1 protein-coding gene is annotated in these 1,097 nt (G+C 71.4%); it reads right to left on the bottom strand.

Translation table 11 applies throughout. From position 1 onward, the window contains the following. Positions 1-22: 22 nt before the first annotated feature. Positions 23-988 (bottom strand): IS481 family transposase, encoded by a 966-nt coding sequence (locus Q0848_RS18885; protein ID WP_299040377.1) that lies wholly within the window; start codon positions 986-988, stop codon positions 23-25. Positions 989-1,097 lie beyond the last annotated feature (109 nt).

Genomic DNA, 1,097 nt, shown 5'->3' on the forward strand with positions numbered 1-1,097 from the left:
GCGCTCTAGCTGTACCCGGCCATCACGTTGGTGACAGGCGGCTGACGGGCGGGAGCCCTCCGAGTGCGCTGTGGCGGCGTCGAGTGTTGTAGTGCTCGAGCCATGGGGCAAGGGCGTCGGCGCGGTCCTGGTTGCTAGTGAAGACCTGCTTGTAGGCCCACTCGGTGGCCAGGGTCCGGTTGAGGCGTTCGACCTTGCCGTTCTGCCAGGGGCAGTGCGCCTTGATGAAGACCTGCCGGGCGCCGAGGTCGGCGCAGACCTGACGCAGGGAGTACTTGTAGGCCCAGGCGTTGTCAGTCATGACCCGCTCGATCCGGGTGATGCCCCGGGCGGCGAAGTAGGTCGCGGCGCGGGTCAGGAAGTCCGCGCAGGTGGTGCCCTTCTCGTCGGGCAGGATCTCGGAGTAGGCCAGCCGGGAGTGGTCGTCGACGACCGAGTGGACGTAGTCGTAGCCCAGCTTGGTGCTCCGGTCGCGGGTGGCCTCGGCCGCGGCGCGGCCGTTGGCGCGCCACCCGCCGCCGGGCGGGATACGGCCGAGCTTCTTGACGTCCATGTGCACCAGCTCGCCCGGGCGTTCGCGTTCGTAGCGGACCGCGGTGGCCTTCGAGGAGCGGATCACCGCACCGGTCAGCGGGTCCAACGCCGACAGCGGGGCCGCGCCGCGGCGGGCCAGCACCCGCGAGACCGTCCGGGCCGGGACACCGGTGTGCTCGGCGATCAAGTCGGGGCCGGCGCGTAGCTCGGTCCGGGCGGCCAGCACCCGCTCCTCGACCTCGGCCGGGGTCCGCCTGGGGCTGGTGCGGGGGCGGCTGGATCGGTCGACCAGGCCGGCTTCGCCTTCGGCGGCGTACCGGTCGACCCAGGTCTTGACGCACTTGCGGGAGACGCCCATCGCGGCGGCGATGTGGGCCTGGGCCCAGCCCGCGCGGTGGCGCTGGACGATCAGCAGCCGGCCTTGGACGGTGGTGCGGGCGTTAGCGTGAGACACGAGAACCTCCGGGCGGTGCGGGCCTTCGACAAGCCACACCCCACCCGGAGGTTCTCCTTCGTTCAACCCGCCACGCCTGCTACCAACGTCCTGGCCGGATACATCTAGC

The sequence above is a fragment of the uncultured Pseudokineococcus sp. genome (assembly GCF_947495735.1).
Classification (GTDB): Bacteria; Actinomycetota; Actinomycetes; order Actinomycetales; family Quadrisphaeraceae; genus Pseudokineococcus.